Origin of the sequence: Companilactobacillus bobalius (genome assembly GCF_002179915.1) — a bacterium.
GTDB lineage: Bacteria > Bacillota > Bacilli > Lactobacillales > Lactobacillaceae > Companilactobacillus > Companilactobacillus bobalius.
In genome coordinates, this window is record NZ_MYFM01000006.1 from 178239 (window position 1) to 189664 (window position 11426).

An 11426-nucleotide genomic window follows, 5' to 3' on the forward strand; every position below is an offset into this window, starting at 1 on the left:
CAGAATTTCAATTTCCGTAATAATTAGGGAAAATGAGGAATCTGAATAGGTGCTATTATTTTTACTCATCATTGCAGGTCATTTCTTTATCTATTAATGTATAATGTAACTAATATTAACTTTAAAGGTGGTATTGCAATGCTTGAAAAAGTACAAGGAATCGTTAAAGTAACTCAAGACGATCGCTACGTTGTTTTCTTATTTGATAATTATGAAGTTAACCGTAAAATGCTTCAAGACAAATACGTTAAAGGTCAAACTGCTTGGTATACTGATGCCAAGGGTACAGGTGAAGACGGAAAAGAATTCTATCGTATCGCTGAAGATGGTGAATGGATCGAAGCTGAATATGTTGAATTCATTCCTACTGAAGGTTAGTGATTTTAAATCATTAAAAAAGTTTAAAAATATCCAAATTTCTTAAGGTTTTATTGTCGAATTCCAAATTAAATAGTAGTCTAAGCATTAGATATACAAGAATTTGGGAGGAGACAAATTATGAATAAAAAATGGGTTGCCTCAACGGCATTAGCAAGTTTTTTAGCCGCTGTTGGTATTTCTTCTAATACTTCTCCAGTTAAGGCTGCTGTTTCTGATGACGAGGGTAATCAAACTGACGACCAAAATCAAAATACATCTGAGACTAAGGATACTACTGTTGCTAGTGTAATGGACAAGAGTGGTGCACCAATCAATGAGGATGCAGCTGACGCTATTGAAGCTAATCAAAAATCTGGTAGAAGTAGTGTTTTGCCAGCTAATGCGGTTGCCGCTTTGACACAAGCTGGAACAACTAAGGGAGCATCAACTGCTCAACAACAAGCCTACTTGGCTAAGGTTGCTCCACAGGCACAACAGGTTGCATCAAAATACAATTTGTATGCTTCAGTAATGATGGCACAATCTATTTTGGAAAGTAGTTGGGGTACTTCAGTATTATCATCACAGTATAATAATTACTTTGGTATTAAAGGGGACTATCAAGGTTCATATGTCTCACTACCAACTCAAGAGTGGAGTGCCGATAAGGGCTACTACACTATTTATGCTAACTTTAGAAAGTACCCTAGTGTTTACGCATCTTTTGCTGATAATGGCGATAAGTTACGTAATGGTATTCAAGGAAATAGTGCTTTCTATAAAGGTACATGGAGAGAGAATACCTCTTCTTATAAAGATGCTACAGCTTGGTTGCAAGGACGTTATGCCACTTCACCAACCTATGCAGCTGTATTAAATAATATAATTGAGAGCTCTAATTTGACACAATATGATGGAAAAGCCAGTACAAATGGTACTGGTAATGAAAATGCAATTGAAGGTACACAAACAAAATTAAACGATGTTGTAACAATAACTAATAAAAATTCAGCACATGTTTATATAAACGCTGATAAAATAGCTGCTAACCGTACTTTAGCTAACGGAACTAGATGGAAAGTTACATCTAAGGTCGTTAAATCTGACGGTACGACTTATTATCAAGTCTCGACAAACGAATACGTAAAGGCTTCAGATGTTCAATTGGAATCTGAAAAGACTAACCCACCAGTTAATATTGCTGATACAGCAATTATTATTAATAAGAGTGGTTCCGTAGTTTATCGTTTGCCTAATTTGAATACGGCTACGAATCGAGTTTTGCCATATCAATCTTCTTGGATTACAACTAAGTATGTGTTGGATAATTCTGGTAATAAATTCTACTTTGTAGGTAACGACTGTTATATCAAGGCAACTGATGTTTCCTTGAAATCAACACAATCACATGGTGACTATACTAAGGATAAAGTAGTATCTTATCCCGATATCGTTAACATCACTGCTAATCCAGGAGCCAAAGTTTATGATGATAAACATAATCTTTTGGCAGTTAGTCTTTCAAACAGAACTGATTGGAAGATTGATCAGAAGTCTACTCATTCAGATGGTTCCATTTGGTATCGTGTAGCTACTAATCAATGGGTCAGTGCTAACGATGTTCAAGTTAAAGGATCTAACTATGTAACAAGTGTTAGTGGTATGGCAAAGATTAACTATATTCCTGGATATGGTGTCAACGTTTATAACAGTCCTGCTGCCAATAATAAATTTACAGGAACTCGTCTAGCCGATGGTACGACTTGGCGTGTAACCTCAAAACAAATTGTCGATGGTCAAACTTGGTATAAAGTAAATGCCGGTTGGGTCAACGGAAAATACTGTATTTTCAATGCAGATTAGGAAGTCCTTAGGGGCTTCTTTTTTTGTACAAATTACGTGAAATTATTTTGAATAAATTATATATTTTGGTATCTTCAGAACATATATTCTTGTTATATTGTTGACATACTCATGAAAAGTGAGTAAATAAATATTTTAGGGAAAATAAATGATGATATCAAATTTTAAATCCATTAAGGATGTAATATCTAAAAGAATCTTTAGTTCTCTCAATGTTTGTAAAAATTTTAAAGTTGATTATAAAATTGAAGCCTTGTTGGATATTTCAGATATCACTAATTTGGGAAATACGATTGTTGTTCATGCTGAACAAGGAATCTTTATTGACTCAAGAACGACCAGGAAGATTATGAATGAGATGTATTTGATTAATGGAATAGGATTTGCCATGGCCAAGTTTTTAGCTGATTTGTATGGGATGACTCACTATACGCCGTTTATTCATGAAGATATTGCCTATATGCCAATGACTGGGGCCAGTCGAAGAAATGCCGATTGGATTGCTGTTCACTTCTTAGAATGCTATGAACAAATTGAAAAGAAAGCCTATTTTGTCACCGAGAGCAGCCATAAGATTCAATTAGATTTTCCAAGGGGAGATTTGGAAAAAAGATTGCATGATATTTACTTTTTAATGAAGTGTTCATTAAACGTATTTGAAATGATGGTTAATGTTGGTAGTTGTCATTTAAAGTATAAGTGTAATAAATTATTTTCTACGTATGATAGATGTCGTTGTGATTTGCATTCAAAAATTTGCCTATTGAACAGTTTGCCGATATTTTACTGGCATTTGATTGAGTTTATTTTGATAAATCAAGGTATTGAAGGATTAGGTAAACTCGAGACGAAAAAGTATTACCATCAAAATTTAACCAGAATTAAAAAATTATATTAATCGCCAAAACCAAAAAAGAACACTGTTTGTGGGTGTTCTTTTTTAATCGATCGAATTAAAGCCTTATTCTTAGACTGTTTTGGCAACTAATTTTTCTAGTCTAAATTAGTTATCCTAGTTTTACCACAAGCGCTTGTGAGTAAAACTAGGAGATGCTCACAATGAATCTAGAATTAGGATTTCAGCAAGCATTAGAGAATCAACAATTAATTCATGGAGCTTTGAAACGAGTTCATATTTATGTGACTCGTTGTGATTATGAAGATTACTTTCAAGAAGCAGTAATTATTTATGCACAAACTTATTTAAAATACTGTCAAAGAGATCAAAATATGACTAAGTTCAAACCATATGTGTTTCAAAAATTGGTTTGGCGGTTAACCGATATGTTGCGACAAGAGAAACAATACTTCGATTTTCATAGTTTAGAAGAGTTTGATTTTCAAAGAGTACCGGAGACAGAAATTACTCAAATTAATTTCGTTGATTGGCAAAAATTATCTGAATTGGAAAAAGAAATATTGCAGGAACATTTCATGAATGGGATTTCACTCACAACAATTGCTCAACATCATCAACAGACGCCCCGTAACCTTAGATACCAGCGAAATAGGCTTTTAACCAAATTAAGAGCAATGAATCAAAAGTAAATTTTACTATCTGTTTACATATTTGTTACTTTTCTCAAAAATGCTTTGAAAATTGTTATAATTTATGGGTTAAGGAAATTAACATTGGGAAGGAAATATATATTATGGTCTCGAAGAAATTTATTACAAGTTTAGCTACTTCAGCTGCACTTGCAAGTGTCGGTTTTGCAACTGTTGGACAAGTGGTTCCACAACTAGGTTCACAAGTTCAAACAACACAAGCTGCAACTTCAGCAATCAACGATTACATTAATAATAACAACATTAAACCAGTTTCAATTCAATATCGTGCAGGAACATTTAACAAGATGTTCGGTTACGAGAACGGTGTTGGTAAGCCAGAAGGGGTCGTTATCCACGAAACTGCAACACCTGGTGCTACAGCCGAAAATGAAGTTTCATACTTTAATTGGTCATGGCCAACAACATACACTTATGTTCATGCTTTTGTCGATGATAAAGAAATTATAAATATCCATAGTGCTGACTATGGTGTTTGGGGAGCAGGTCAAACTGCTAATAACAAATACATTCAAGTTGAGTTGTGTCGTGTAAATACAACAGATCAATTTGCTAGATCCGTTGCTAACCAAGCTTACTACGCAGCCTTTAGATTAGTTCAATATGGATTACCATTTACACCTGGTAAGACAGTTCTTTCACATAACGATGTTTCAAGAATGTACAAAGAAACAAATCATACTGATCCAGTTGGCTACTTTGCTCAATGGGGTTACAGCATGGATCAGTTCTATGATTTAGTTGGTAAGTATTATAACCAATTAAAGGGCAGCAACACTAACAACGGTGGAAATGCTAATACTAATAATGGTAACCAGGCAAGTAACATTGGAATTCTTAGAGTTAAAGATGGTTCGAAAGAATATATTTCTCTATACTCATTGAATAATGATACTATGTCTAGAATTACAAACCGTGCTTTAGGTACAGGGACTGATTGGCAAATGGATCAAGTTAAAGTAGTTAATGGTATTAAGTATTATCGTGTTGCTACTAATGAGTGGGTTCCAGAAAGTTCAGTTGGACAAATTATTAAACCACTAGCATAATTTCAATATAGAATGAAATATTCTTTGATAACAAATTATTACAAAAGACCCGCTGAAAAGCAGGTCTTTTTTTGCTATCATTATTTCATAATAGGGGTTAATCTTGAAGTTGTATAATTGTCTTCAGAAAGGCATTGAGTGAACAATATGGTTAAAAAATTCTTAGCGGTTCTTGGAATTCTTTGTTTATTCCTAACAATCTTAGGATGCAAGCCAAAGGAAACTGATGAGGTAGTTTCCAGTAACAAAACTTGGTATTTGTATCAAGATCAGGGAGAAAACGATACTGTTTCAATTAAGTTTTTAAAGAACCAACGAGCAGAAATAAAAGATGTTTCTACTATTAATGGTAAAGTCGGCATTAACCGATTTGATAATCAATTTAACAATCCAAAATACGTTTTAAATCGTGATGGTAGAACGATTACCTTTAAGACGGCTAAAAAAGATTTAGTTTTAAAAATTGAAAAAACTTATCATGAAAATGTCTATGGTAAACATATGAAGGGTTATTCGGTGTCTTCTGGTGGTGACACGTATAAATTTGCCTATATTACTAAAGTAGACAAACCGTCTACTGCTGCTAATAACACGAAAAAAGATTTGTCTCAAAGTATTTCTTCTAAACAAATGCCAGATCATATCATCGATGTTAACAGTAATGCTAAACCGTTAACGGCTAATAATGTGATGATTGGTAATTATAACTTCAAAACAATTATTGACTATCGTCGAACTGATGGGAATCTAACGATTAATCAGAATGGGACTTATCAGCTGACTTTAACGGAACATTCAGCCCAGAAGTTAAATGATGATACCGATAGCAAAGTTGTCATGGAAACGTTAATTGAAAGTGGTCAGGTACAGAGTTTATATGGTAAGTACTATTTAACCCCGAAGAACCTGTTGACGATTAATTACTATTATCATGGACAGAACACGGATCGACTTTTGCCTAAGAGTGTTAATTTGAAGGTTAATTCAAAAGCTACGGGGAATCAAATCAAGCGAGCTAACATTAGAATTGAAACGGATTCTAATCAGTTGTACTTGTATTCAGGTGACTACACGGTCCGAGTTCAGGATGGTCAGAGCAATAAGAATGGTAATTTATTGACTAAATCGGATACTGCTCAAACTGATTTGAAAGCAGCCATTTCACAGACTCAAGATTACTACGATAAATATAAAGAAAATCCTTTATCATCGAATGCTGATTTAATGCAATTGGCAGGAGCTATTTCGGATAATAATGATAAAAAAATTGGCAATTTAGGGGTTAATTTTGGTGGTCAATATGGAACTAATTTACAACCGACTGACTATCAAGGGATTAGTGTCAACGGTAGTAAACAACCATTGATGCAATATATGTTTTTAGTATCACCTTCAGCTTATTCACAGAATGGACCGGCTGTTACAACTACTAAGGGTAAATTTTTAGTTTATGGTTCATTGGACAATCGATTATTTCTTTTGAAACAACCAGATAAAGATTCAACAACAGTAACCTGGACTTTAGTTAAGGACTTTCCATTGAAGGTTCCAAAATTAAAATTCAGTTTAGATTAAGCCATGGAGGGGAATATGACTTATTTATTAATATTTGCTGTATCAATGATTGAGGTAATGATTATTTATAAAATAAGGTATGCCTATAGTCGCTTACCGATTTTTGCCATAGGAGTTGCTGTCATAACCATAGCGGCGTTATACTTCATTTCGATTGTTTCAGTAGATAAGTATTTACGTGCCTATGCGTTCAATTTTGCAACGGTGGATTTGATTTTGTTAGTGATCATGTTGGTTTATATGTATCAAATGAAACGTGATTTGCGCGAGTTACCGGCCGCCAAACAACCAGATTTCTTAGTTGTTTTGGGTAATAAATGTATGGGATCACGAGTACCACCAATATTGAGTGAACGTTTGGATAAGGCAATACAACTATACAATCGTTTTGAATATAAACCGAAGATTATTGTTAGTGGTGCTAAAAGTTCAGAATCATCATATGGAACCGAAGCTGAGATGATGCGCAAGTACTTAATAGATAGAAATATTTCGGAATCGGTTATTATTAAAGAGGATGAATCGATCAATACAGTACAGAATTTAGAGTATTCGGCGATCGAAATTCATCAAGCATGGCAGAAAAAAACACGGCCAAGGGTTATTATAGTAACGAGTGATTATCATATTCCTAGAACTAAATGGCACGCCAAAAGATTGGGCTTAAAAGTTCAATTTGCGGCCGCTTGTACTGTTAGAATGTTGAAGTGGCCAGCAATGTTTCGTGAGTTTACGGCGATTGTTTGGTATCATCGTTATTCATTGTTGACGTTATTAGGAATGGATTTGGTATTTTCACTAAGTATGTGTATGTGAGGAGTTTTATATGAGTTTGTACGATAAGTTCGTTGATAACAAACGATTGAGAAGATTCACGTTATTAGCTTTAGTCATATTGCTGATCTATCTTTTTCGAGGGATGATGAGTCTATTTCTACTAACTTTTACTTTTACCTTCTTGTCAGTTCAATTAGTTCGAGTAATTCAAAGAAAGTTTCCCAGAATTAAACCGATTTGGGTAATAGCACCAGTTTATTTGATAATTATTGCGTTATTAGTTTTTGTCATTGCTAACTATGTGCCGCAACTGATCACGCAAACAGCAAAAATGTTCTCATCGTTACAGAAGTTTTATGAAAGTAAAGAAGTACGTTCGAATCCTTATTTGAATGTTATTTATAATTATTTGCAACAAATTAATTTGGATAATCAAATTAAGGGAGCCATCACGCAAGTTGTAAACTACATCAGCAGTGTTGGTGCAGTCGGATTCAATATTGTTGTCTCATTCTTATTGAGTTTCTTCTATGCTAGTCAGGTAGAACAAATGAATTCCTTCGGAAGACAATTCTTGGACAGCAATTATGGTTGGGTATTCTCTGACTTAAAGTATTTTGGACAAAAGTTTGTCAATACTTTCGGTGTTGTTCTGGAAGCACAATTGATGATTGCCGTTGTTAATACAGCCTTGACGACAATTACTTTGTTGTTCATGCAGATGCCAGGGATTATTGCTTTGGCAGTGATGGTCTTCATCTTGTCACTGATTCCGGTAGCTGGAGTTATTATTTCGATGATCCCACTGAGTTTCATTGCTTATACGGTTGGCGGTATCAGATACGTTATTTATATCATTATCATGATCGTGATTATTCATATGATTGAAACGTATTTCCTGAATCCACAATTCATGTCCAGCATGACACATTTGCCAATTTTCTTTACATTTGTTGTATTGATCGTATCAGAGGAATTGCTTGGTACATGGGGATTGATTATTGGTATACCAATCTTTGTTTTCTTCCTTGATATATTAGGCGTTCATTCGATTACTAAGAACTCCAAAAAGAAGAGAATAAAATTAAAGAAAATGTTATAATTAACTTTAAAGAAAACTTGTCATATATAATGGAGATAACTAACTGACGTAGATAGGAGATTAAGTTATGTCATTTTTTGATAGAAAAAAGAAAGACAACGATGATAATTATTCTGATCCGAATAATTCTTCTTATCAGACACCTCAACAACCAGACCAAAATAATTTTGATCCTAGTCAAGGCCAATTCAATAATGACCCTAATATGGGGATGGGGACTCAATTTACACCTAACAATCAAGATTTTAATAGTAGCAACAATAATTACTACTTTGGGCCACAAGAGCCTCAACCTCAAGCACAAGCACCGGTTCAACCGGGACAACCTGGCAATGAGGATTGGGAATACACTGAACAAAGTTTACAAAATACTTTGGATCAAAGTGCTGACCTTAAGTCACAATTACGTAGTCAATTATTAGCTGACCGTAGCTATTGCAATCATCTTTTGAGAACGGTTGGTAGTGACCAAATTGATGAGAGAAGACAGGCAACTGACCGTATCAATGATATCAATGATTCATTGAAAGAATGGTTTGGAACTGATGAAATGGCTAATGAGATCTATTTGGATCCTAATACAAGCTATTTTGTCTTTACTGATGATTTGCCTGCCAATCCAGATAGTGATGTCACATCAATGTGGCAACAGATGACAATGACTTTAGCTGATCGGGGATTATTGGCTAATGCAATCTCTGTTACTTATAATGACCAAATTGACGCAACTTGGATGAATTATCAAAATGCCGGTTTCGTTGATGGGAATGCTTACTTATTGAATATGTACAATGAGTTGCAAGGTCGTGACTTGAATGTACCTATCACGCCTGCTGAGATACCATTTGATGCTGATTATCGTGTTCAACATGTGACTGATAAAGTTGATAAAATTTTGGATGCTAACGATAAATTAGTTATGGAAGTTTCTCGTGATTCCAATCATCAACTACAAATTATTCGTCACTATAAAGATGAACAAGTATTAAGTCGTGATATTTTTGACGTTAACGGAGTTATCTCTGCCACACAATTTTACGATCATCGTAATGCCAACAAAGTGGTTCGCGAGAACTTTTATCGCCAAGATGGAACACTTGTCTTGATCAAGAGTTATACAGGTGACGAGCCTTATATTCAACTCTTCAGTGAAGGTAACGTCTTGATGAGTACATTTGACAGTGATGAAGATTTAATTATCTGGTGGCTTAAGAATCAGGCCTTGAAACAAAGTACATCGACTATCTTCGTTTCGATTGGTTCAGACTTCTATAAGAAGCTCTTGTCACTACGTGATAATGGGATTGAAGTGATTCCAATTGTAATGAAACAAAGTGAAAACGCTGATAGAATTTCCAGTTTGATTGATGGTACAGATAAAGTTTCTGCAGTGATTGCTGGAACTGATCAAGTAAATACTTACTTGAATAAGAATGCCAAGAACAAGATGGATATCACAACTTTAAAGGAAATCGAGACACCAATTTATAAAGAACAAAAATAAATTTTCATTAAAAATATTTTTTTCATGAGAATGATGCCAAAAATTAGTCTTTTAGGCTAAATTAGGTGTCACTCTCTTTTTTTTATTGGCAATATCGTGTAAAATGTAGATTGTTAAAGAAATGAAAAGAGGATCATATAAATGGCAAAATTAGTTTTCATTCGTCACGGACAAAGTGAATGGAATTTATCAAACCAATTTACTGGTTGGGTTGATGTTGACTTAAGTGAAGAAGGTGTAAAGCAAGCTCAAAACGCTGGTAAACTTCTTAAAGAATCTGGCATCCAATTTGACCAAGCTTATACATCAGTATTGACACGTGCTATCAAGACATTGCACTACGCTCTTGAAGGCTGTGACCAATTATGGATTCCTGAAACAAAGACATGGAGACTTAACGAACGTCACTACGGTGCACTTCAAGGTCTTAACAAAGCTGAAACAGCTGAAAAATACGGTGATGAACAAGTTCATATCTGGAGACGTTCATACGATACATTACCTCCACTATTGAAAGCTACTGACGAAGGTTCAGCAGCTAACGATCGTCGTTACGCAAACTTGGACCCAAGAATTGTTCCAGGTGGTGAAAACCTTAAAGTTACTTTGGAACGTGTAATTCCATTCTGGGAAGATGAAATTGCTCCTAAGCTATTAGACGGCAAGAACGTAATCATCGCTGCCCATGGTAACTCACTACGTGCTTTGACTAAGTACATCGAAAATATCTCTGATGCTGACATCATGGATGTTGAAATGACAACTGGTGAACCAGTTGTTTATGACTTGGATGACAAGTTGAACGTTGTAAGTAAGAAGAAGCTTAACTAATTTTTGATTAGTTTATTTTTAATAAAAAACGCCTATATACAGAGTAAATCTGTGTGGGCGTTTTTTTGTATAAATGGTGAATAAAGGAGATAATAAAATTTTTAGACGAATAAAACAAGACGGACCGACCTGTTTAATTTATGAATTCGTTAATGGTTTAAAATACGTGTCAGGTAGCAGAGATGAGAATAAAGAATTATCCCAGTTAGCTAAAAATATGCTGAACTTTTTTACAAAAGAGAAGAAGTGTTCATATGTCGGTGAATTTTTCGATAGTAACGTAGCCGTAAAGGCTTTAGATGATTATTATCTTAAAAGTAATAATGAAAAGTCACTTTTAGCATCTGAATATAGTGTAAATATGAAAATTTTGGATGATGATCTTGTTAAAAATGTTAATGATTTAAAAAATAATGAATTTATTTTAATACAAATAATTGAAAAACATACTCACTTTACGAACTCGCACTGGTTATGTATTGTTCAACCGAAAATGAATAAACATTATATTATCAACAGTGCTAGTGCAACTCCACTAATACAACATGATGTTAAATCAATTAAATTAAAGAGGATAGAGCAAAAAAATTTGGCATTGGTAGGTAAAATTTTTGATTGGAAATACTGGAAGAAAATGAAAAAGAATAGAAAATATTCCAATGAAAATATTCCAGATGATAAATATGAATTCAAATATGTCAAACCAATCAAAATATCTATTAATAAATTAAAATAGAATTGATTCATTTAAAAAACTCAACAAAACTATATTTAAAGATGATAGCTGTATTTAATC

Annotated in this window: 11 protein-coding genes; all 11 read left to right on the top strand. The window is 34.1% G+C overall.

Translation table 11 applies throughout. The annotated features are described in order from the left end of the window. The first annotated feature begins 138 nt into the window (after nt 1-138). The 11 genes from LKACC16343_RS10205 to LKACC16343_RS10255 all read left to right on the top strand — a co-directional run bounded on the left by LKACC16343_RS10205 (nt 139) and on the right by LKACC16343_RS10255 (nt 11366). Entirely contained in the window at nt 139-378 is a 240-nt protein-coding gene (locus tag LKACC16343_RS10205; RefSeq protein WP_056953394.1) for a hypothetical protein, read from the top strand. Nucleotides 379-498: 120 nt separating this feature from the next. Next, nucleotides 499-2223 carry a glucosaminidase domain-containing protein gene (locus tag LKACC16343_RS10210; protein ID WP_056953396.1) on the top strand — a complete coding sequence of 575 codons (1725 nt, stop codon included), beginning with the start codon at nt 499-501 and terminating at the stop codon, nt 2221-2223. A gap of 148 nt (nt 2224-2371) precedes the next feature. Continuing rightward, nucleotides 2372-3121, top strand: coding sequence for a hypothetical protein (locus LKACC16343_RS10215; RefSeq protein WP_056953398.1), 750 nt, complete (start codon nt 2372-2374; stop codon nt 3119-3121). Nucleotides 3122-3282: 161 nt separating this feature from the next. Continuing rightward, nucleotides 3283-3771 (top strand): sigma-70 family RNA polymerase sigma factor, encoded by a 489-nt coding sequence (locus LKACC16343_RS10220; RefSeq protein WP_056953400.1) that lies wholly within the window; start codon nt 3283-3285, stop codon nt 3769-3771. Nucleotides 3772-3875: 104 nt separating this feature from the next. Continuing rightward, on the top strand, nt 3876-4841 hold the full coding sequence (locus LKACC16343_RS10225; protein WP_056953401.1) for a peptidoglycan recognition protein family protein: 966 nt from the start codon (nt 3876-3878) through the stop codon (nt 4839-4841). Nucleotides 4842-4988: 147 nt separating this feature from the next. Beyond that, nucleotides 4989-6416 carry a hypothetical protein gene (locus tag LKACC16343_RS10230; protein ID WP_056953403.1) on the top strand — a complete coding sequence of 476 codons (1428 nt, stop codon included), beginning with the start codon at nt 4989-4991 and terminating at the stop codon, nt 6414-6416. A gap of 15 nt (nt 6417-6431) precedes the next feature. Continuing rightward, nucleotides 6432-7232, top strand: coding sequence for a YdcF family protein (locus LKACC16343_RS10235; RefSeq protein WP_056953405.1), 801 nt, complete (start codon nt 6432-6434; stop codon nt 7230-7232). Nucleotides 7233-7242: 10 nt separating this feature from the next. Further along, nucleotides 7243-8295 carry an AI-2E family transporter gene (locus LKACC16343_RS10240; protein WP_056953407.1) on the top strand — a complete coding sequence of 351 codons (1053 nt, stop codon included), beginning with the start codon at nt 7243-7245 and terminating at the stop codon, nt 8293-8295. Nucleotides 8296-8362: 67 nt separating this feature from the next. Next, nucleotides 8363-9799 carry a Rossmann-fold NAD(P)-binding domain-containing protein gene (locus LKACC16343_RS10245; protein ID WP_056953410.1) on the top strand — a complete coding sequence of 479 codons (1437 nt, stop codon included), beginning with the start codon at nt 8363-8365 and terminating at the stop codon, nt 9797-9799. A gap of 141 nt (nt 9800-9940) precedes the next feature. Then, entirely contained in the window at nt 9941-10630 is a 690-nt protein-coding gene (locus tag LKACC16343_RS10250) for a 2,3-diphosphoglycerate-dependent phosphoglycerate mutase (RefSeq protein ID WP_056953412.1), read from the top strand. Between the two features lie 73 nt (nt 10631-10703). Beyond that, nucleotides 10704-11366, top strand: a complete 663-nt coding sequence (locus LKACC16343_RS10255; protein ID WP_056953414.1) for a hypothetical protein — start codon at nt 10704-10706, stop codon at nt 11364-11366. Nucleotides 11367-11426 lie beyond the last annotated feature (60 nt).

Coding starts and splice junctions, on each gene's coding strand:
- LKACC16343_RS10205 (WP_056953394.1), top strand. CDS start 139: ATGCTTGAAAAAGTACAAGGAATCGTTAAAGTAACTCAAGACGATCGC.
- LKACC16343_RS10210 (WP_056953396.1), top strand. CDS start 499: ATGAATAAAAAATGGGTTGCCTCAACGGCATTAGCAAGTTTTTTAGCC.
- LKACC16343_RS10215 (WP_056953398.1), top strand. CDS start 2,372: ATGATGATATCAAATTTTAAATCCATTAAGGATGTAATATCTAAAAGA.
- LKACC16343_RS10220 (WP_056953400.1), top strand. CDS start 3,283: ATGAATCTAGAATTAGGATTTCAGCAAGCATTAGAGAATCAACAATTA.
- LKACC16343_RS10225 (WP_056953401.1), top strand. CDS start 3,876: ATGGTCTCGAAGAAATTTATTACAAGTTTAGCTACTTCAGCTGCACTT.
- LKACC16343_RS10230 (WP_056953403.1), top strand. CDS start 4,989: ATGGTTAAAAAATTCTTAGCGGTTCTTGGAATTCTTTGTTTATTCCTA.
- LKACC16343_RS10235 (WP_056953405.1), top strand. CDS start 6,432: ATGACTTATTTATTAATATTTGCTGTATCAATGATTGAGGTAATGATT.
- LKACC16343_RS10240 (WP_056953407.1), top strand. CDS start 7,243: ATGAGTTTGTACGATAAGTTCGTTGATAACAAACGATTGAGAAGATTC.
- LKACC16343_RS10245 (WP_056953410.1), top strand. CDS start 8,363: ATGTCATTTTTTGATAGAAAAAAGAAAGACAACGATGATAATTATTCT.
- LKACC16343_RS10250 (WP_056953412.1), top strand. CDS start 9,941: ATGGCAAAATTAGTTTTCATTCGTCACGGACAAAGTGAATGGAATTTA.
- LKACC16343_RS10255 (WP_056953414.1), top strand. CDS start 10,704: ATGGTGAATAAAGGAGATAATAAAATTTTTAGACGAATAAAACAAGAC.